This window comes from Sphingomonas sp. ABOLG (assembly GCF_003950435.1).
In the GTDB taxonomy this organism is placed as follows: Bacteria; Pseudomonadota; Alphaproteobacteria; order Sphingomonadales; family Sphingomonadaceae; genus Sphingomonas; species Sphingomonas panaciterrae.
The window spans coordinates 73,455-94,048 of record NZ_QQWW01000008.1 but is presented as its reverse complement, the minus strand read 5'-3'; the positions used below and the strand labels follow the sequence as shown (position 1 = coordinate 94,048).

At 66.7% G+C, this 20,594-nt stretch carries 16 protein-coding genes; 12 read left to right on the top strand and 4 right to left on the bottom strand.

The genetic code is table 11. The features are described 5' to 3' along the window. Nucleotides 1–13: 13 nt before the first annotated feature. Both CA236_RS11085 and CA236_RS11080 read left to right on the top strand, forming a co-directional pair. Nucleotides 14–2,509, top strand: coding sequence for an ABC transporter permease (locus tag CA236_RS11085; protein WP_125945633.1), 2,496 nt, complete (start codon nucleotides 14–16; stop codon nucleotides 2,507–2,509). Between the two features lie 92 nt (nucleotides 2,510–2,601). Next, the gene (locus CA236_RS11080; protein WP_046408214.1) at nucleotides 2,602–3,897 is read left to right on the top strand and encodes an Hsp70 family protein; all 1,296 of its coding nucleotides are present in this window, start codon (nucleotides 2,602–2,604) and stop codon (nucleotides 3,895–3,897) included. 85 nt (nucleotides 3,898–3,982) lie between these two features. On the opposite strand, the gene CA236_RS11075 is transcribed toward CA236_RS11080, so the two are convergent. Then, on the bottom strand, nucleotides 3,983–6,850 hold the full coding sequence (locus CA236_RS11075) for a TonB-dependent receptor (protein ID WP_164518915.1): 2,868 nt from the start codon (nucleotides 6,848–6,850) through the stop codon (nucleotides 3,983–3,985). A gap of 301 nt (nucleotides 6,851–7,151) precedes the next feature. Between CA236_RS11075 and CA236_RS11070 the strand changes: the two genes are divergently transcribed. The 6 genes from CA236_RS11070 (at nucleotide 7,152) to CA236_RS11045 (ending at nucleotide 13,210) form a co-directional block, all read left to right on the top strand. After that, nucleotides 7,152–7,796, top strand: coding sequence for a TetR family transcriptional regulator (locus tag CA236_RS11070; protein WP_052742460.1), 645 nt, complete (start codon nucleotides 7,152–7,154; stop codon nucleotides 7,794–7,796). A 2-nt stretch (nucleotides 7,797–7,798) separates the two neighbouring features. Beyond that, nucleotides 7,799–9,313, top strand: coding sequence for an AMP-binding protein (locus CA236_RS11065; protein WP_125945630.1), 1,515 nt, complete (start codon nucleotides 7,799–7,801; stop codon nucleotides 9,311–9,313). Further along, on the top strand, nucleotides 9,310–10,698 hold the full coding sequence (locus CA236_RS11060; RefSeq protein WP_206430554.1) for an MFS transporter: 1,389 nt from the start codon (nucleotides 9,310–9,312) through the stop codon (nucleotides 10,696–10,698). The genes CA236_RS11065 and CA236_RS11060 overlap by 4 nt, the downstream gene beginning before the upstream one ends. 32 nt (nucleotides 10,699–10,730) lie before the next feature. Beyond that, nucleotides 10,731–11,513 (top strand): SDR family oxidoreductase, encoded by a 783-nt coding sequence (locus CA236_RS11055; RefSeq protein WP_125945629.1) that lies wholly within the window; start codon nucleotides 10,731–10,733, stop codon nucleotides 11,511–11,513. 64 nt (nucleotides 11,514–11,577) lie between these two features. Next, complete coding sequence (locus CA236_RS11050; protein ID WP_125945628.1) at nucleotides 11,578–12,837, top strand: acetyl-CoA C-acetyltransferase; 1,260 nt, start codon at nucleotides 11,578–11,580, stop codon at nucleotides 12,835–12,837. Nucleotides 12,838–12,958: 121 nt separating this feature from the next. After that, nucleotides 12,959–13,210, top strand: coding sequence for a hypothetical protein (locus tag CA236_RS11045; RefSeq protein WP_125945627.1), 252 nt, complete (start codon nucleotides 12,959–12,961; stop codon nucleotides 13,208–13,210). Nucleotides 13,211–13,508: 298 nt separating this feature from the next. Here CA236_RS11045 and CA236_RS11040 read toward each other — a convergent pair whose 3' ends face one another. Next, the gene (locus CA236_RS11040; protein WP_046408223.1) at nucleotides 13,509–14,030 is read right to left on the bottom strand and encodes a ferritin-like domain-containing protein; all 522 of its coding nucleotides are present in this window, start codon (nucleotides 14,028–14,030) and stop codon (nucleotides 13,509–13,511) included. Nucleotides 14,031–14,403: 373 nt separating this feature from the next. On the opposite strand from CA236_RS11040, the gene CA236_RS11035 reads away from it, so the two are divergent. The 4 genes from CA236_RS11035 to CA236_RS11020 all read left to right on the top strand — a co-directional run bounded on the left by CA236_RS11035 (nucleotide 14,404) and on the right by CA236_RS11020 (nucleotide 18,330). Then, entirely contained in the window at nucleotides 14,404–16,158 is a 1,755-nt protein-coding gene (locus CA236_RS11035) for a histidine kinase famiy protein (RefSeq protein WP_206430553.1), read from the top strand. A gap of 221 nt (nucleotides 16,159–16,379) precedes the next feature. Next, complete coding sequence (locus tag CA236_RS11030; RefSeq protein WP_125945626.1) at nucleotides 16,380–17,060, top strand: VTT domain-containing protein; 681 nt, start codon at nucleotides 16,380–16,382, stop codon at nucleotides 17,058–17,060. Further along, nucleotides 17,057–18,019, top strand: a complete 963-nt coding sequence (locus tag CA236_RS11025; RefSeq protein ID WP_125945625.1) for a diacylglycerol kinase family protein — start codon at nucleotides 17,057–17,059, stop codon at nucleotides 18,017–18,019. The genes CA236_RS11030 and CA236_RS11025 overlap by 4 nt, the downstream gene beginning before the upstream one ends. A gap of 128 nt (nucleotides 18,020–18,147) precedes the next feature. Further along, nucleotides 18,148–18,330, top strand: coding sequence for a CsbD family protein (locus CA236_RS11020; RefSeq protein ID WP_046408228.1), 183 nt, complete (start codon nucleotides 18,148–18,150; stop codon nucleotides 18,328–18,330). A gap of 45 nt (nucleotides 18,331–18,375) precedes the next feature. On the opposite strand, the gene CA236_RS11015 is transcribed toward CA236_RS11020, so the two are convergent. Continuing rightward, complete coding sequence (locus CA236_RS11015; RefSeq protein WP_125945624.1) at nucleotides 18,376–19,737, bottom strand: HAMP domain-containing sensor histidine kinase; 1,362 nt, start codon at nucleotides 19,735–19,737, stop codon at nucleotides 18,376–18,378. Continuing rightward, entirely contained in the window at nucleotides 19,730–20,401 is a 672-nt protein-coding gene (locus tag CA236_RS11010; RefSeq protein WP_125945623.1) for a response regulator transcription factor, read from the bottom strand. Before CA236_RS11010 ends, CA236_RS11015 begins: the two co-directional genes overlap by 8 nt. Between the last annotated feature and the right edge of the window lie 193 nt (nucleotides 20,402–20,594).

Sequence of the window (20,594 nt, the reverse complement as noted above, 5' to 3'; positions counted from 1 at the left end):
GCGACCGTCGGCCATGTGGCGAAACTATCTCACCGTTGCGGTCAACGCCCTGGCGAAGAACCGCGCTTATTCGATCATCAACCTCCTGGGGCTGGCGATCGGCATGGCAGCGTGCCTGCTGATCCTCGTCTTCATTCGCTATGAAACCAGCTACGATCGCTGGCTGCCGCGCGGCGAGGATACCTATCAATTCCAGACGTGGATGCCCAATCCGCGCGACGGCGCGCCGTACATGCTGCAGATGTCGAGCTACATCACGGCCGAGCGGCTGAAGAAGGATTTCCCGCAGGTGGAGGCGGTCAGCTACGTGCTGGGCGGCACCCCCTCGATCCTCCGCCAGGGGCAGGTGAGCACGGCGGAAGACTATCTCACCGCCGACAATGATTTCCTCGCCGTGGTCGACCTGCCGATCCTGCGCGGGTCGAAGAACGCGCTGAACGCCCCCGACACCGCGGTGCTGACCCGGTCGGAGGCAATCCGCCAGTTCGGCACCGACGATGTCGTCGGCCGGACGCTCAGCCTCATTCAGAAGGGCAAGACCTATGATTACCGCGTCAATGCGGTGCTTCAGGATCTGCCCAAGAACTCGCACCTTCGCATCAACGCGGTCGTGCGGCGTGATTTCGGCTCCTATTTCACGCAGGAACCCGAATTCCTCACCTGCTGGCAATGCCAGTCGGGCTGGGTCTATGCCCGGCTGAAACCCGGCACCGACGCCGACGCGCTGAACGCGCAGCTTCCCGCCTGGGAGAAACGAAACATCCCCGACGAAAATCTCGCCGGCACGCGCTACAATGCCGGCGACGATACCGACTGGGCACTCGTTCCGGTGGCGGACGTTCACCTCGGGGTCGCGCAGGCCGGCTCGATGGCGCCGGGCAACGATCACCGCTCGATCGTCACCTTCGCCATCATCGCGGTGCTGATCCTGCTGATGGCGGTGGTGAACTTCACCAACCTTGCCACTGCCCGCGCCGGCCAGCGCGCCCGCGAGGTCGCGCTGCGCAAGGTGCTGGGCGCGACGCGCCGCCAGCTGATCGTTCAGTTCGTCGGTGAATCGCTGCTGATCGCCGCCATCGCCGTCGCCATCGCGCTGGCGCTGGGTGAGCTGCTGGTCCGCCCCTTCGCCGCCTTCCTCGGTGCCGACCTGCGCTTCAGCTATTTCGGCGCCGACGGCATGTTGTGGCCGGCGCTCGCGCTGATGCTGATCGTCGGTGTCGCCGGCGGCCTCTATCCCGCCTTCTTCCTGTCGCGCTTTCAGCCGGCCAGCGTGCTGAAGGCGAACAAGTCCTCCACCGAGACCCCCGGCACCGGCATGCTGCGCAACATGCTCGTGGTGGCGCAATTCGCCATCTCGATCGGCCTCATCATCTGCACCGCGATCGTCTACGGCCAGACCGTCTACGCCCGCTCGGTCGATCCCGGCTACCAGCGCGATCACCTGCTGCAGGTCGGCAATATGAGCCGCTACCAGCTGATCGGCCGGGGCGAGCAGATTGCCGAGCGGATGAAGCGCGTGCCCGGGGTCGTTGCGGTCGGCCGCACCGACATCGGCGTCGCGACGCAGAACACCAACACCACCGGCGTGCTCGTTCCGGGCAATCCGCAGCCCGTCGCGCTCGGCCGCTACCGCGTCGACCACGACTTCCGCGACGCCATGGGGCTTCAGCTCGTCGCCGGTCGCTGGTTCGACTCTGCCCGCCCGATGGACGATCAGACGCTCTCCTTCCCGGAGGATCCGGCCGAGGTCCGCGCATTGGTCGCCCGCGGCGCCAATGTGGTGGTCAACGAATATGCCGCGCGAAAGCTTGGCGCCGCCGATCCCGCGGCGGCGCTCGGCAAGACCTTCCGCATGGCGCTGGGCGAGCAATATGGCGACGTGCCGATCACGGTCGTCGGCGTTGTGCGCGATTCCCGCTTCCGCTCGGTGCGCGAGCCGCTGGAGCCGATCGTGTTCATCGGTTCGCGCGAGGGGCCCTCGACCATGGTGATCCGCTACGACGGTGATCCCGCCGCCGTCCGCGCCGCGGTCGAGCGCGAGTGGCGTGCCGCCGCCAGCGACGTACCGTTCGAGGGAAAATTCAGCGAGGCGATTATCGAGGAGCTCTACGATGCGGAGGAAAAGCGCGCGCAGATCTTCGCCGGATTCGCGGTGCTCGCGGTGGTGATCGCCTGCCTCGGGCTGTTCGGCCTCGCCGCCTTCACCGCCGAGCGCCGTACGAAGGAGATCGGCATCCGCAAGGTGCTGGGCGCGCGCACGATCGATATCGTCCGGCTGCTCGTCTGGCAGTTCAGCCGCCCGGTGCTGATCGCCAACCTCATCGCCTGGCCGGTCGCCTGGTGGGCGATGCGTGACTGGCTGAACGGCTTCGACACGCGCATGGCGCTGACCCCGGTGCCGTTCTTCCTCGCCGGCGGCGTCGCGCTGGGAATCGCGGTCGTCACCATCGCCGGCCATGCGTTCAAGGTCGCCCGCGCCAACCCGATCCGCGCGCTGCGCTACGAATAGCGGCCGCCGCCACGCTTGTTCGCCCCTGTCGGCCGTGCGATAGGCGCCGCCCTTTCGGCGGGTCTCGCCACGACCAACAAGGGAGACATCGCGTGGACAGCGCCGCCACTGCGCTCGGCCTCGATTTCGGCACCACCAACACCGTCGCCGCGCTGGCCGACGGCACGGGCGAATCGCACCTCGTCTCCTTCGCCGGTGATCGCGCCACCGGCCCGGTATTCCGCTCGGCGTTATGCTTCTGGGAGGATGAGGACGCGTGGAACGGCATCGCACATGAGGCGGGGCCCTGGGCGATCGGCGAATATCTCGATTCCCCGCTCGACAGCCGCTTCGTGCAATCGTTCAAGACCGTCGCGGCCAGCGCCTCGTTCGAACGCGCGCTGATCTTCGGCAAGCCGTTCCGCTTCGAGGATCTGGGACAGCGTTTCCTGCAGCGGCTCGTCGCGCACAGCGGCGGCCGGCTCGATCGCCGCCCGCGCCGCGTCATCGTCGGCCGTCCAGTCGAATATGCCGGCGCGCGGCCCGATCCGGCACTCGCGCGGCAACGCTATGACGCGATGCTGGCCGATTTCGGGGTAGAGCTTCACTATGTCTATGAACCGCTCGGCGCCGCGTTCAGCTATGCCGCGCGGCTGACGGAACCAGCGACGATCCTGGTCGCCGATTTCGGCGGCGGCACGACCGATTTCTCGATCGTCCGGGTCGAGGCGCCCGGCGCCGCGCGCCGCTGTGTCCCGCTCGCCTCCGCCGGCATCGGTATTGCCGGCGATCGCTTCGACCAGCGCATCGTCAGCCAGCTGCTGCTGCCGCTGCTGGGCAAGGGCGGCCACTATCGCTCGTTCGGCAAGGTGCTCGACATTCCCGGCGGCTATTTCGCCGATTTCGCCGATTGGTCGCGCCTCGCCATGATGCGCAACCGTCGCACGCTGGAGGAGCTTCGCCGGCTTCAGCGCGATTGCATCGATCCCGTGCCCATCGGCCGAATGATCGCGCTGATCGAGCATGAACAGGGTTTCCCGCTCTACGATGCCGTGGGGCAGGTGAAGCGCGCGCTGTCGCAGGGGGAGGAGGCGGTGTTCCATTTCGAGGGCGGCGGTGTCGCCCTGCGTGCGCCCGTCACGCGCGAAGCGTTCGAACAATGGATCGCCGACGACCTCATCCGGATCGAGGCGGCGATGGACGTGGCATTGGCGCGCGCCGCAACCGACGCGGCCGCGATCGACCGCGTGTTCCTCACCGGCGGTTCGTCGCTCATCCCCGCGATCCGCGCGATCTTCGACCGCCGCTTCGGCAGTGAGCGGATCGCCACCGGCGGCGAACTCACCTCGATCGCGCATGGCCTGGCGCTGATCGGCGAACAGCCCGATCTCGCCGGCTGGACCGCCTGACACCAAAGGGCCCGGCCGCAGCGAACCTGCGACCGGGCCGTGGCTTTTCGAGAAAAGGGCAGGGGCGCTCACCCCCGCCCAATGCTCAGAAGCGAATGCGCCCGCCGACCGTGATGTACCGCCCGATCGTGTCGTACAGCAGCGGGTCCACCACGCGCGACGTGCCGAGCGAGATGTTGTTGGTGTCCGACGGCGGCGGATCCTTGTCGAACAGATTGTTGATCGACAGGAACAGCTCCGGCTTGGCGTTGCCCGCCTCGATCTGCTGGCGGATCGTGAGATTCGTGTAGAATACCGCCGGGACATGATCCTGGTCGATCGTGACCGGCGGGATCACGCGGCGATGCGCGCCGATGAACCGCTCCTGGATCGCGATGGTGGTGCCGCCCGACGTATAGGTCGCCTGCAGGTTCGCGCGCCAGCTCGGGAAGGAACCCGTGCCGGCATATTGCACCGCCGCCACGCCGCGCGCTTCCTGCGTGTAATTGTCGAGATACGTCGCAATCCCGCGCAGGCTCAGCTGCCCGCCGGCAAAGCGCGTCTGGTAGCTCGCGTCGAAGTCGATGCCCGAAATGTCGACCGTCGCGATGTTCAGCGCGACGCCGTTGACGTCGGTCAGCCGCCCGTCGGCGCCGCGCACCGTCAGCGCGCACAGCCCCTGATCGCCGGCAAAGCACTGGTTGACCAGCTGCTGCGCCGACAGCGTCTGGATCGCGTCGTCGATCTTGATCTTGTAATAGTCGACCGAGAAGCCGAGCCCCGGCAGGAATTCGGGGCGATAGGACAGGCCGGCCGCGATCGTCTTGGCGCGCTCGGGCAGCAGGTCGGGGTTGCTGCCGGTGAAGGTGAACACGTTCTGCGTCACCAGGTTGTTGTTGAACGGGTCGACGATCGCCACGACGTTGCGCGAACGCGGCCCGAACAGGTCGCCGATATTGGGTGCGCGGATGTCCTGCGAATAGGTGCCGCGCAGCCGCAGGCCGGATACGACTTCGCTGGTCAGGCCCAGCTTCCACGTCGTCACGCCGCCGCTGGTGCTGTAATCGGTGCGGCGGATCGCACCGTTGAAGTCGATCGACTGCAGGAAATTGGCGCCACGATACAGCGGCACCAGCACTTCGCCGAATGCTTCCTTCACATTGTATCCGCCGCCCGACGGCTGCGGGTTGGTCGCGACGAACCCGATCCCCTGCGAAATCGGATCGACCGTGATCGTGCCCGACATGTCGCGATATTCGGCGCCCACCGCGGCCGCCACATCGCCCGCCCAGGTGGAGAACAGATTGCCACGCACCGTCAGCGCGACGACGTCCTGCTTGGCGATCGACCGTGCGAAACCGGCACCCTGCTGATAGGCGCGCTGCTCCGCCGTCATTGGCGTCTGGCCGAACGGGTTCCACGCCACGCAGCCATTGTCGGGGTTGGTCAGCGACGAACGGCAGACGATCTGGCCGGTGGCCGGGTTGACCACCGCATCCGCCGCCAGGCGCGTGTTGGCGTTGATCCGCTGGTTGCTGGTTTCCAGCAGGTACCGCGACTCGCCATGTTCGTAATAGCCGTCGATGGTGAACTGGCCGACCGTCGCCTTGAACCCGGCGGTCAGGTTCAGCGTCTTGGTCGTGTTGGTCACCCGGTTCTGGCCAAAGGTCATGTCGACCTTGCCCAGCTCGATCGCGCTGTATCCGTTGGCGGCCATCGCATTGCGCAGATTGTCGGGCAGGAAGGCATTGTCGGCCTGCACCACCAGCGCAGCGGTGCCGATGAAGAACGGCGCCAGCAGCGGATATTCGCTGCGCGAATAGCCATAGGCACCCTCGGCAAAGACCGAGAAATTGTTGCTGAACTCATATTCGGCATGGCCGAAGATGTTCTTGGCGTTCAGTTCCGACACGATCGCCGCCGGGTAGCGCGGGCCGTCGCCGCCGACCTCGACCGTCCCGGTGAACAGCTCGCCGTGGCGATAGGCGGATTGCGAACCATCGGCGCCGAACTGGATGTCGCGCAGCGGCCCGGTGGTGATCCGCGTCCCGTCGCGGCGCATCCCGGTGATCAACCCGCCATAGGTCGCGGCGGCAAGATTGACGTTCTCGCGCAGCAGCAGCTGCGGCTGCCCCGCCTGGCCCGACAGCGGGTTGGGCACCATCGCCCAGCCACGGTTGGCCCATTCGCGCGCGCGCCCGTCGACCGGCGCCTGTTCGTTGATCGATCCGCTGATGACGATGCTGCCGCGATCGTCGTCGAAGCCAAAGCCGGCCGATGCCTCGGCGGCCCAGCTATGCCCGTCGCCATGCGTCGAGATGCCGTTGCGCAGCTCGCCCATCACGCCGCGGAACTTGGTGTCGAGCACGAAATTGACGACGCCGGCGACCGCGTCCGATCCATAGGCCGCCGATGCGCCGCCGGTCACGATGTCGACGCGCTTGATCAGCTGCTGCGGGAACATCGAAATGTCCGCAGTGCCGGTCACGCCCGATGCCGGCGGACGGCGCCCGTCCAGCAGGACCAGCGTGCGGGTGATGCCCAGGTTGCGCAGATTGGCGGTGCTCGACGTGCTCGATACCGATCCGCCCGGCGTGAAGCTCGGGGTCGACGGCCCGGTCGATCCGGTCAGCTGCGGCAATTGGCGCAATGCCTCGGTCAGGTTCGGCGCGGCGTTGCGCAGGTCCTGGCTCCCGACGACGGTGATCGGCGTCGGCGCCTGGTATCCGTTGCTGACGACGCGCGAACCCGTGACGATGATGTCACCATCGGTGGAGGAGGCCGATTCGCGCTCGGCCGATGCCGCCGGCTCCAGCGATTCGGTCTGCGACTGGCCGGGGGTGCCGGTCGGCGCGGTACCGGCGACCGCATCGTCGGGCACGGTGCCAAGGCCGGCCGGCGCGGTCTGCGCCGCCGCACTGGTCGCACTGATGGCGATGATGGAGCAGCACGCCAGCATGTTGATGAGCTTCAAGACTTCCCTCTCCCTTGCACGCACCTTCGATCCACCCGGTCCCCGCGCGCTCCGTATCCTCGGATATCGCTGGCAGGGCATGGCCGCAGGTCGACTGATCATCTTTTTAACGGATGAACAAGAATGCCTTTAATGCCCTTTCACACTTTGCTTTACAAGTGTGAAAAATCGGGTCTATTCAGCGGCGAACGAAAAATGGGCAGGTGATGGCGAACGGCGACGGAATGGATGATCGGGGATGTGGCCGGCACCGGGCGTTCCGTGGCCGATTGTCTCCGCTGGCAGGCCGGCGGCAGGCCGCATGACGGCCGCCACTGATCGCGGCGCGGCCGCCGGTGCGGCCCGTCTTGGGGCCTCCGCACGCGATATCCTGCTCGACGCCGCGCGCGACCTGATGATCGAAACCGGCAGCAGCGATGTCTCGCTTCACGCCATCGCCCGCCGCGCCGGCGTCACCGCCCCGCTCGTCAAATATTATTTCGGTGGCAAGGAAGGGCTGCTCACCGCGCTGGTAGAGGCCGATACCAGCCGCTCGCTCACCCAGCTTGAGGGGCTGCTCGCGATGGACGTGTCGGCCACCCAAAAACTGACCCTCCATGTCACGGGAATCATTCGCAATTACGCCCGTCACCCGTATCTGAACGGGCTGCTCAACCGCCTGGTGCGCGACTCTGGCAACGAGGCGTCGGAGCGGATCAAGGCCAATTTCGTCGAGCCGCTGATCAACGCCCAGCGCCGGATTATCGAGCAGGGGGTCGCCGCGGGCGAATTCCGCGCGATCGATCCCGACCACGCCTATTTCCTCATCGTCGGCGCTTGCCAGTACCTGTTCGCCACCCGCGTCCCCTTCGGCGACCTGATGAACGGCGCGCCCTCGCAGGACACGTTCGTGCGTACCTTCACCGCAGAGGCGGTGGACTTCATCCTCCGCGGGCTGCGACCCTAGCCATGCACCCCCGCCGATTTGCCACGCAAACCCCTGACAAACCGGCCTATATCATGGCCGGCACCGGTGAGGGCGTCACCTATGCCGAGCTTGAGGCACGCGCCAATCAGGTGGCGCACTGGCTGCGCGATCAGGGCGTTCGCGCCGGCGACGTCGTCGCGATCATGGCGGAAAATCACCCGCGTTTGTACGAGTTCATCTGGGGCGCGCAGCGGATCGGCGTCCATTATCTGCTGATCGCGACCGCGCTGACCGCCGGAGAGGTCGACTATATCCTGCGCGACGCCGATGCGCGGATCGCCATCCTCTCGGCTCGGGTGTTGGAACGCCTCGGCGAGCCGCCCTTGCCGGGGCGCACGGCATGCCTCGACGATGATCTGGTCGCGACGGTGCGCCGCTACCCCGATCATCCCGTGCGTGACGAGGCGCCCGGCACCGACATGCTCTATTCGTCGGGCACCACGGGCTTCCCGAAGGGCATCAAGTCGCCGCTTCCCGCCAGCTTCGACCAGCCGCCCCGCGCGGTCGAAATCGGCACCCGCTTCTTCGGCTATGCGCAGGACAGCATCTATCTCTGCCCCGCGCCGCTATACCATGCCGCCCCGCTGCGCTGGAGCCTCGCAATCCATCGCGTCGGCGGTACCGTCATCCTCATGGAACGGTTCGACGCCGCCGCGGCGCTGTCGGCGATCGCCCGCCACCGCGCGACCATCGCGCAGGTGGTGCCAACGCATCTTGCCCGCATGCTCGCGCTGCCCCCCGAGGAGCGCGCGCGCCACGACATTTCCTCGCTTCGCTCCGTGTTCCACGCCGGCGCACCCTGTCCCGTGCCGCTGAAGTACCGAGCGATCGAGTGGTTGGGGCCAATCGTCGGCGAATTCTACAGCGGGACTGAAGGGGTCGGCCTCACCGTCGCCACCTGCAGCGACTGGCTCGCGCATCCCGGCACCGTCGGCCGCGCGGTCCAGGGCGAGATCCGCATCTGCGGCGAGGATGGGGAGCCGCTTCCGACGGGCGACGAAGGCCTCGTGCGCTTCGCCAACGCCAATCCCTTCGCCTATCACAAGGATCCCGAACGTACTGCCGCGGCGTACAACCAGCATGGCTGGCCAACCCTCGGCGACATCGGGCGCATCGATGCCGACGGCTTCCTGTACCTCACCGATCGCGCCAGCTTCATGATCATCTCGGGCGGCGTGAACATCTACCCGCAGGAGGCGGAGAACCGCCTGTTGCAGCACGCACAGGTCGCCGATGTGGCGGTCGTCGGATTGCCCGATCCCGAGATGGGCGAGCGGGTGGTGGCGCTGGTCGAGCCGCGCATATGGCCGCTCCTGGACGAAGCAGCGCTGGCCGCCGAGCTCGACGCCTTCGCCCGCCAGGGCCTCAGCCCGGTGAAGGTGCCGCGCCGCTACGTTTTTCGTCCCACGCTGGAGCGTACCGATGCGGGCAAGCTGGTGAAGCGGCGACTGCGCGACACCTTGCTGGCCGAGGATACAGAAATGGTGATCCAATGAGCGACGCGGCAACGATGGATCGATTAGACGCGGTGCCGGGGGGCCTGCAACCCGCTGCACCGGCGGCGGAACCGCAGGGTGCGGCGTCCTTCCCGCTGCCAAGCGCTGCGGCCGCACGCTATTCGGTGTGGCTGCTGACCTTCATCTACATGCTGAACTTCGTCGATCGGCAGATCGTCAACATCCTGGCCGAACCGATCAAGCGCGATCTGGGGCTCGCCGACTGGCAGCTGGGCGCGATGACGGGCCTCGGCTTCGCCATGCTGTACACGACGCTGGGCATCCCCATGGCACGCCTCGCGGAACGCTATCACCGCGGCCGGATCATCTCCGGGTGTCTTGTCGTGTGGAGTGGCTTCACCATCCTGTGCGGCCTGACGACGACCTTTGCGCAAATCCTGTTCGCCCGCATCGGTGTCGGTGTGGGGGAAGCGGGGTGCACGCCCTCGGCGCAGTCGCTGATTGCCGACAGCGTGCCGGCGAACCGGCGCGCGTCGGCGCTCGGCACTTTCTCGATGGGCGTGCCGATCGGCTCGCTCGCGGGCCTGATGATCGGTGGGCTGATCGCGCAAAGCTATGGCTGGCGGGCGGCCTTCATGGTCGCTGGCGCGCCCGGCATCCTGCTGGGCGTGATCGCCTTTGCCACCTTGCGCGACCCGCGCCCCGCAGGAACGCCGAAGGATCGTGCGAACCTGCTGCCGCTCAGCGCGGTGCTGAAGCAATTGCGCGGTCAGCCTGCCTTCTGGTGGCTTGCCGCAGGCTCGGCGATCACCTCCTTCGTGGGCTATGGGCAGCAGGCGTTCTACGTCTCCTTCTTTCTGCGCAACTACACACCGGAACTCACCGCCGCGGCGCAGGCGGTCGGCTTCGCCGGGCCGCTCGCCTTCATCGGCGTCACTCTGGGCATCGTGCTGGGCGTGTCCGGCGGCCTTGGTACCTTGATCGGCGGGCGCCTCGGCGATCGCTATGTCGCGCGCGGACCCGGCGGCTATGGCATGGTCGCTGCGATATCGATGCTGATCTCCGGTCCGCTCCTCGCCGCGGTGTTCTTTCTCGGCAGCGGCCTGACGATCCTCGTGCTGCTGACCGTGCCCCTGTTCTTCAAGAACATGTGGTTCGGCCCGGTGTTCGCCGCCATCCAGGGCATGATCGCCCAGCGCTCACGCGCCACTGCCACCGCGATCTTCCTGTTTGTCCTCAATGCAGGCGGGCTGGGCTTGGGCGCGCTGCTCACCGGGCTGATCAGCGACCTGTTCGCCACCAGCTACGGCGAGGCGGAGGGGGTACGCTACGCGCTGGCGGCGACGTCGCTGGTCTCCTTCCTGTCGGCGGCCTGTTTCTGGCGGGCCGCCGTCGTGATGCGCCGCGAAGCTGCTGGCGCGTGAGCAACGCTTTCTTTTCTGAAGGGAATCACTGAATGCAGATCACCGCTGACACCGCCGCCGTCGTGACCGGCGGCGCCTCCGGCCTCGGCCGCGCCAGTGCGGAGGCGCTCGCCGCCGCCGGCGTGAAGGTTGCCATCTTCGATCTGAACGAGGAAGCGGGACAGGAAGTCGCCGACGCGATCGGCGGCATCTTCTGCCACGTGAACATCATGAGCGAGGAGTCGGTCCTCGCCGGTTTCGAGAAGGCGCGTGCCGCCCACGGGCAGGAGCGTATTCTGGTTCACTGCGCGATGGCCAACCGCAAGGGCAAGACTGTCGGCCGCAACAAGCAGACCGGCGAGTTCACCCGCTTCTCCACCGAGGATTTCGCATTTGCCACCGACGGCATCCTGATCTCCAGCTACCGCATGGCCTCGCTGTCGGCATTCGGGATGGCCGGGCTGGAGCCGCTGGAGGACGGCGAGCGTGGCGCGATCATCCTGACCTCATCGGTAGCGGCGCAGGACGCGCAGATCGGGCAGGTGGCTTACGGCGCCGGCAAGTCGGGCGTAAACGGCATGGTGCTGCCGATGGCGCGTGACCTCATGGACCTGGGCATTCGCGTGAACGCGATCATGCCGGGCATCTTCGGCACGCCGCTGCTGGGCAAGCTGCCACAGCAGGTGTTCGACAATCTCAACGCGTCGGTGCCCTTCCCCAAGCGCCTGGGCAAGCCGGAGGAATATGCCTCGCTGGTTCTCGAACTGGTGCGCAACGCCTATTTCAACGGCCAGTCGATCCGCCTCGACGGCGCCATCCGCATGGCGCCGCGCTGATCCGTCCGATCCCTGCGGCAACGCTGCAGGGTCGATTTGATGCCTCATGGAAGGAAGAGCTGCCATGTCCGCTGCCTATATCGTCGATGCCGTCCGCACCCCGCGCGGGGGGGGCAAGCTGGGCAAGGGTGCCCTGACGCATCTGCATCCCCAGCACCTTGGCGCCACCGTGCTGAAGGCGCTGCGCGACCGCAACGCGCTGGATACGTCGCGGGTGGACGACATCATCTGGTCGACCAGCCAGCAGCGCGGCAAGCAGGGCGGTGATCTGGGCCGGCTGTCCGCGCTGTTCGCGGGCTATGACGTCAAGGCGTCGGGCGTGACGCTTGACCGTTACTGCGGCGGTGGGATCAGCAGCGTCGGCTTTGCCGCGTCACAGATCATCGCCGGGTTCGAGGATGTCGTTATCGCCGGCGGGACCGAGATGATGAGCCACCATGCCGAGGCGGACGGCTGGGAGCAGGGAACGCCCTTCGCGGAGCTTGGGCGCGCCAAGGGCAATTACGCGCTGTACGAGGAGCATCCGATCTCGCACGTCGGCGTCGCCGCGGACGCGATCGCCGCGATGGAGGGCATCGGACGCGCCGAACTCGATGCATTTGGCGCCGAGAGCCAGCGCCGCGCCGCGCTTGCCATGGCGGAGGGCCGCTTCGACCGCAGCATCGTCCCGGTCCATAACGACGACGGCACGGTTGCGCTGGACCACGACGAATATCCCCGGCCGGAAACCACCGCGGAAAGCCTCGCGGCGCTGAAGCCCAGCTTCGCCGCGATCGCCAACGTGCCGGCATCCCCTGATGGCACCACGATGAAGCAGATGATCCAGCGCAAATATCCCGAGCTGGAATGGGAGCCGGCGCATCATGCCGGGACGTCATCGGGCGTGGTGGATGGCTCGGCAGCGCTGCTGCTCGCCTCCGAGGAGGGCTTGCGGGCCAATGGCTGGAAGGCGCGCGCGCGCATCGTCACCGCCGTCAACCAGGGTGATTGCCCGACGTTGATCCTCAACGCGCCGGTGCCCGCCGCGCGCAAGGCGCTCGAGCGTGCGGGTCTGACAGTGGATGACATCGACGTGTGGGAGATTAACGAGGCATTCGCCGTCGTTACCGAAAAGGCGATCCGCGATCTCGGGCTCGACCGTGGCAAGGTCAACATCAATGGTGGCGCCATTGCGCTCGGCCATCCGATCGGGGCGACGGGATCGATGTTGATCGGGACTGCGCTGGACGAGCTTGAGCGTTCCGGCGGGCGCTATGCGCTGATCACGCAATGCGCCTTTGGCGGCATGGCGCCGGCGATCATCATCGAGCGGCTGGACGGCTGACGCTTTCCGCGTCGGCTGCGTTGGGCCGCGCCGGGAACGGGCGGTCCGGCGCTTCGTTGCCTCTGGAGAACCCAAGCCGATCAGGGTCTTGTGACCGCGTGATCGGCATCCGGAGGTGATGATGAGCAGCAAGCAGCCGATGCAGGCAGACGGCGCCGCGAGCAAGACGGCGCGCAGCGGTGAAACGCCCGGGCAGGAGAAGAGCGGCGGCGAGAGCCAGGGCGGCGCCTATCCCAACCCACACAGCGACAAGAATGGGAGCAAGAAGGGCGGCAAGTTCGACGGCGGCCAGTCCGAACGCGCCTATCATGGCACCGGCCAGCTCGGCGAGCAGAAGACCGGCGAGCAGCCCAATGCAGGTTCGACCGAATAGGCGCGCCCGCGCCCGATCAATGCGTCTCCCGTTCGACCTTTAAAAGCGAAAGGCCGCCCTCTTGCGAGGACGGCCTTTCCATTGTCAGCCGTTCAGGACCTTCGTCAGGCGACGACCACCTTGGTGGAGGCCGCGTTCATCGAGTGAGCCTTGAGCGGCGTGAGACAATGAGACATTCGACCACCTCCTTTCAGTTGTTGCAGGGTAGCGGCGATATGGAAATCATCGCCGCTCTTTCAAGAGCTTAGCGGGGGCTATAGAGCGGCGCCCGCGCTGGCGCTCACACCTTGGCCTTCGCTTACACCTTGGCCTTCAGGGAGCCGCCCTCAGCATAGAGCGTCGCATAACGGCGCGTGACCATTGGTAGCGATTCATCGATCCACGCGGCCATCGCCTCTTCTTCGCCCAGCGACTGCTTCAGCGCGGCCGTGGCAGTGGAGAAGCCGCCGTCATCGGCCATGACCAGCAGCGACTTGTACGCGGCGATCTCGAAATGCTCGAAGGCGTAGTTCGCGAAGCTGTTCTTGACGATCTCGTCACCCGCCATGCTGTGCGTGATCGCGGCCATGCTGCCCGACATGCTGAGGCCAAGGTCCTTGATCGTGGAACTGCTGGTCTCGAAACTCGCCAGGATCTCCTCCAGCCGCGCAATCTGGCCGTTGGTCTCTTCGATATGGGCGCGCAGCCGATCGGCAACTTCGGGGTAGTGTTCGATGCGCGCCACTTGCGGGGTCATGATCGAAAGGGCCTGCTTTTCCACCGCATGCGCGTTGACCAGGCCGGTGATGAACAATTCGCGAAGCACATCGTGACTGGGCATCAGGCTTGACTCCTTTGCGTGACAGACAGCGAAGATCGGGGGCAGGACCCCGATATGATGGGATAATGCCCGCCATCGATCTTCTGCGGTCCTCAACCCATGAGCCGGCGGATCGTCTCCGCGCAAAGGCCGGCGACGACGGGAAAACCCGCTAACTTCGATCAGCCTGCGCAGATTGCTTGGCGGCTTCCGCTTGTCATCGCGGAATGAAGTAGGGGAAAACGGCTTCTCTACATGCCTGGCAAGGTGATGAGATGCCCACGGTCGCCGTCTGCATGACTGGCGTGCAACGCGGCCTCATCATTGCGTTTCGTCGCAAGGAAGCGCAAACATGGCTTGAACTTTTAGACTGCTGGCTCGTACCGCATTACTGATGCCTGCCCCGCACGAACCGTCCGACCCCGCCAAGCACACCGACTCCGAAGGAGGGGGGCAGGCATCCGGCCGCCCCGCGGCAGGGAAGCTGGATCAGGGCAGCACCGAGACGATGCCGCAGCCGGGGCTGCATCATTGGCGCGAAAGCACGATCACCGATCCCGATCTGCAGAATCGCGGCGGCGTGTTCTTTGCCGCGATCGAGATGACGCGGATGCCGATGATCCTCACCGATCCCAATCGGGAGGACAATCCGATCGTCTTCGCCAACAAGGCCTTCCTTGACCTCACCGGCTATGAGGAATCGGAAGTGCTCGGGTGCAACTGCCGCTTTCTCCAGGGCGCGCAGACCGACCGAAACTCGGTCGCTGAGCTTCGCGAGACCGTGGCGGAGAAGGGTTCGATCGCGCTCGAGATCCTGAATTATCGCCGCGATGGTACGCCGTTCTGGAATGCGGTGTTCATAGGCCCGGTCTATGACACCGATGGCAAGCTGCAATTCTTCTTTGCCAGTCAGCTGGATGTCACGCGGCGGCGCAACACCGAGCAATCCTACCGCCAGGCCCAGAAGATGGAATCGATCGGCCAGCTCACCGCCGGGCTGGCGCACGATTTCAACAATCTGCTGCAGGTGGTGAACGGCAATCTGGAACTGGTCACCGCGACTGACGATCCCGACCGGATCAGGCGCTACGTCGCGGCGGCGCAATCGGCGGCCGAGCGCGGTGCCAAGCTGACACGGCAATTGCTGGCCTTCGCACGCAAGACGCGGCTTGAGCCGCGAGCTGTCAACCTGACGCAGCTGGTGTCGGAATTCAGCGAGCTGATCGAAAGCTCGGTCAACAAGCAGGTCGACATTCATCTCAGCCTGCGGCGCGGCCTGCCCTATGTCGTGCTCGACCCTGACCAGCTCGAAATGGCGCTGCTGAATATCGTCAACAATGCACGCGACGCGATGAGCGACGGTGGGCTGGTGACGATTGCCACGCGCCCGCTGCGCCTGACCGAGGAAACCGCCGCCACCGACCTGGAACCCGGCGACTATGTCGTCCTTGAGGTGCAGGATGAGGGACCGGGGATGAACCCCGACGTGGCCGAGCGCGCAACTGAGCCGTTCTTCACCACCAAGGGCGTGGGCAAGGGCACGGGTCTTGGCTTGGCGATGGCCAGCGGCTTCGTGCGCCAGTCGGGCGGGCGGCTGGAGATCGAGACGGCGCCGGGTACCGGCACCACCGTCCGCATGATCTTTCCGGTCCGCCGCGACGCCGAGGTGGAGCCGGCGCGCGAGCAGCAGCAGGAGGAGCAACGCCTCGACGATACCTTGGGTCCGGCACATATCCTCGTCGTCGAGGACAATGACGAGGTGTTGGCACTGGCGCGCGAGATCCTTGAAAGCCAGGGCTACAAGGTGTCGACCGCGGTTACCGGCGAAGATGGACTGCGCCTGTTCGATGAACTGCACCCCAAGACGCGTATCGACCTGCTGTTCACCGATCTGGTGATGCCGGGCGGCATGAACGGCCTGATGCTCGGCGACGCGATCATTGCGCGCGATCCATCGGTGTCGATCCTGATGACGACCGGCTATAATGAGGAACTGGTCGTTAACGGCCCGCGCGCCCGAGCATCGGACGTGCTGAGCAAACCGTACCGCCGTGCCGAACTGCTGGACCGGGTGCGTCAGGCGCTCAATCGGCGTGGTGAGAACGGCGACCGACGTCGTCGGTCGGATTTCGGCGCGGCGCAGGCCTGAACCTCTACCGCTTCCTCGCCCGATCCGGGGCACCTATCAGCCAGTAGATTGAAAAGCCCCAATCTTTCAGTGGGGCGATTGCGCAGGAGCGGGACAGGCGGCTAGCGCCCGTTGAACGCGGGGCGCGTGTCTGCGCCCCATCTGCGTCGGGCGGTTGCCCGACGGTTCCGCCGCTGCCGCCATGTGACCGGGCAACCCCCGGTAGTCGCAGCGACGATCGAATGGACGTCCGAACGATGCACGATCGCTGGTCCGATGTTGCCGAGCTGATTGCGGCCCATCGCGAGATCGCGGGCCTGCTGATCGGCGCGCTCACCTTTCTGGAATGTACCGCGGTGGTGGGCGTGCTGTTTCCCGCGACGGCGACGATGCTGGCGATTGGGGGGATGGTCGGCGCGCGGCTGCTCGACCCGATCGTCATCGGCCCGCCTGCGATCATCGGGGCGATCCTGGGCGGCTGGCTGTCGTTCCGGATGGGTCGCTGGCTTGGCCCGCGGGTGCTGTACCGCCGGCCGTTCCGGCGCCATCGCCCCGCTGCGGCGCGGGCGCGGTTGCTGTTCAGCCGCCACGGTGTCGCCCTGCTGCTCGCGGCGCGCTATTATGCGCCGGCCCGCGCGACCGTGCCGATGGTGGCCGGCATCCTCAACATGCGCCGGTCGCGCTTCCACATCGCAGATGCGGCGGCCGCAGTGCTGTGGGTGGTGTCGCTGCTGACGATCGGCAGCCTCGCCGCCGCTGCACTTGATGAGGTGGCGATCGGCGCGACGGGCAAGCTGATCCTGTTCGCCGCGATGGTGATCCTGACGAGCGCGATCAGTACCGCCGCGATGAAACGCCTGTTTGGCGGAGAGCGTGGCCGGGTGCGCGGCGGGATGGACGCGCGGCAGGCGGCGCGTCCGTGACCCTCGCCCTTGCCGCGGCCATCCCGGCCGCAACTCATCGCGCGGCAATCGTCCGCAACATCTACAGCCGGCACAATCGGGGTCGGGCCGACGCGCACCAGCCAGCCACGGTCGCGGGCATCCCGGTGCACGAGCCTGCCAGCAAGGCGGCGCTGGAACGCCATCTGGCGCAGCTTGCGGCCGAGGGGGTGGAGACGCTGGTCGTTGACGGCGGTGACGGAACGATCCGTGATATCCTGACGATCGGCCTGCCCCTCTTCGGTGCCCGAATGCCGGCGATCGCGCCGGCCCCATCCGGCAAGACCAATGCGCTGGCGCATGACCTCGGCATCGGCACGCGCTCGCTTGAGGATGCCGTGCGGGCAATCGCAGACGGCCGGCGGGTCACGCGCCGCGCGCTGGCAGTGACGCGGGCAGGGGAGGCGACGGTGCTGCACGGCTTCTTGTTGGGCAGCGGCGCCTTCGTGCGCGCCACTGCGCTGGCGCAGCGGGCACATCGCTTCGGCGCGTTCAACGGGGTCGCCGTGGGACTGTCGCTCGCCTCGGTGATCGGCCGGACGCTATTTGGCGGTGACAATGGCGTCTGGCGCCGTGGGGAGCCGATGGCGCTGGCACGCGACGGCAGGGTCGCGATCGACCACCAGACCTATATGTTTCTGGCCGCCGCGCTGACCCGCTTCCCGCTGGGATTAGCGCCGCTCGGGAATGGGCCGTTTGCGGACGACCGTGTCGCCAGCCTCACCATCGACGCACCGCCGCGGCACTTGCCACGCCACTTGCCGGCGCTGCTGCGCGGCGGTGCCGACGATGCGCTCGCACGGGCCGGTTATCACCGCTGCCGCGACCGTCAGGTGGAGCTGGACACCACGAGCGGCTTCGTGATCGACGGCGAACGTTTCGATGGCGGACGGATCATGATCCGGCGCGGCCCGGCCGTGACCTTCATCGCCGGCCGCTGATCCATCGACAATCATTGAAAGCTGCCAATGTTGTGCCCGGCGGCGGGCGCCGACGGCACCCGCCCGCCTTGTGACGCGTTAATGATCCGAAGCGACCCCGTTGCGGGGCCGTGACAAGGAGAACGACCATGGGTGAAGCCACCGACAAGCTCGCCGCCGCCGGCAACAAGCTGGCTGGCAACATCAAGGAAGCGGTCGGCAAGTCGACCAACAATCCCGATCTCGCCGCCGAAGGCCAGGCGCAGCAGCTCAAGGGCACCGGCCAGGATGTGAAGGGCAGCGTCAAGGGCGCGCTGGGCGACAAGATCTGAACCGATGGCCTGCCGCGCCGGGAAGATGCCCGGCGCGGCGGGCGATCAATGTGCGGCCTTTTGCATCCGCGGCAGGATGATCCGCACGCTGAGCCCCGGCGCATTGTCGGCCAGCTCGATCGTGCCACCGTGCGAGGCGACGATCGCCGCCACCAGGCTCAGGCCCAGCCCGTGGCCGCTGCCCCCACTCGCCATCCGCTCAAACGGTTGCAGCGCGCGCGCGCGATCCGCCTCGGCAATACCCGGGCCATCGTCGGCGATGGTCAGCTCGACCGTCGGATGGGCGCTGTCCTTGCCCGATATCAGTGACAGCGTGATGCGCGCCCCCGGCGGCGTGTAGCGCAAGGCGTTTTCCAGCAGGTTGACGACGATCTGCGCCAGGAGGTCGCGGTCGCCGTTGACGGTGATGCCCGGCTCCAGCCGGGTGACAAGCGCGCGTCGCCCGTCCTCCGCCGCCAGCGCATAGCTTTCCGCGAGCGCCTCGACCGTGGCGGTGAGCGCGACAGGACGGAAATAGGCCCGAAGCCCGCCTGCTTCGACCTCGGCGATGCGCAGCAGCGCCGCGAACAGCGACAGGATTGAATCGATATCGGCGATCGACCGCTCGATCGCCGCAGCTTCCGGCGTACCCTCTCCGGCATCGGCCAGCGATTGCTCCATCCGCAGCCGCAGCCGCATGATCGGCGTGCGCAGCTCATGCGCGACGTCGCTCGATACACGGCGAAGGTTGACGATGTGCGCCGCGTTGCGATCCAGCATATCGTTCAGCGTCGCGGCGAGCTGGTCGAACTCGTCATTCTGCTGGCTGACCGGTATCCGGGCGTCGAGCTGCCCGCGGCTGACCGCGCTGGCGATGCGATTGATGGTGTTGAGGCGGCCGATGATGGTGCGGCCGAACAGCGCGCTGCCGACGATGGCGATGGCGACCAGCAATACGAGTCCCAGCGCAAACAGGAACAGCAGGCGATTGCGCAGCTGGACGGGCAGGTCCGATTCCATCGCCACCGTCAACTGAAGCCCGCCGGGCAGCCGGGTGACGAGCGATCGCGCGGGGTGTCCCTCGCCATCGGGATCGCGGAAACGGATGTCGTGCCAGCCCTCGCCCAGCGCCTCGGTAACGAGTTCGCCGCCCAGCCGTTGCCCGTCGGGCGCGGTCAGGAGATAGCCGAAGCTGTTGACGCCGCGATCGTCGCGCCGGCGCAGCGCCTCCATCAGCGCGGCAAGATCGCCTTCCTCGGCAACGGCCCGCATCGCGCGGGTTTCGGCGATGATCTGTGCGTCGAGCTGCTCATGCACCACGTCCTCGCCGAGCAGATAGGCGCCGGCACCGAGCAGCAGGGTGACCAGCGCGAAGCCGGCGGTGAAGAACAGCGTGATCTGCCGGACCGTATGCGCGCGGTCAGGCATCGGGATTCAATCGGTAGCCGACACCGCGCACCGTGGTGATGGCGTCGACGGCAAAGCCCGCGTTCAGTTTCTGCCGCAGCCGGCTCATGTGCGTTTCGACGATGTTGGTCTGCGGATCGAAATGGAGGTGCCAGACCTGCTCCAGCAGCATGGTGCGCGACACGGTCTTTCCATTCTGGCTGACCAGCCGTTCGAGCAACGCGAACTCGCGCGGCTGGAGAACGATGCGCTGGTCGCCACGCCACGCTTCGCGGCGCAGCCGATCGATCCGAATGCTGCCGAAGGTGGCGACCGCCTGCAGGTTCATGCCCCGCCGCAGCAGCGCCTCGACGCGCGCGACCAGTTCCGCCACCGCAAAGGGCTTCACCAGATAATCATCCGCCCCCGCGCGCAGCCCGGTTACCCGGTCCTCGATCGATCCTAGCGCCGTGAGCATCAGCACCGGGCCTAGATAGCCGCGGCCGCGCGCCTCGATCACCATCGAAACGCCGTCCGTGTCGGGCAGCATGCGGTCCACGACGAGGAGGTCGGGGGCATGCGCCTGCAAGCTGCGCAATCCGGCCTCGGCGCTGGGTTCAACGACCGCCGTATGTCCCTCCGCGGTCAAGGCATCGAGGATCCGTGCGCCCGCCTCCGCCTCGTCCTCGACAATCAGCAATCGCACGCACCACCTCCCGCCGTGATCCCCTCACTCATAAACGCTGTTGCGCGGCATCGCGCGGCAGAAAGGTTGCAAATTCCCAATCTTCGGGGCGGGCGATTGAGCGTCCGCGTCGGTCCGCCTAGTGCCGCAACCCCGTGACCTGTGCCCTGTCCTCCGCCACCCGCCGTTCCACTCGCCCCATCGGGAGCCGCTG